The 233-nt window shown below is 50.2% G+C and carries 1 protein-coding gene; it reads left to right on the forward strand.

Translation table 11 applies throughout. The annotated features are described in order from the left end of the window. The coding region (locus ACYP03_RS28190; protein ID WP_459782962.1) for an aminotransferase class I/II-fold pyridoxal phosphate-dependent enzyme at window positions 1-233 on the forward strand (233 nt) is incomplete at both ends.

A 233-nucleotide genomic window follows, 5' to 3' on the forward strand; every position in this document is an offset into this window, starting at 1 on the left:
AGACAGCATTCTTTACTGCCCGCCGACTTACGGCAAGTACAGTATCAGCGCGGAAACTGTTGATGTAGGCGTAAAGCAGGTACCGCTGACTGCGGACTGGCAGCTGGATTTACCTTCTATTGCCGATAATCTGGATGACGTCAAACTGGTATTCGTCTGCAGCCCCAACAATCCGACCGGTAATCTCATCCGTCGTGATGACATTATTGAGCTGCTGAACATGACGCAAGACA

This window comes from Photobacterium sp. R1 (assembly GCF_054600795.1).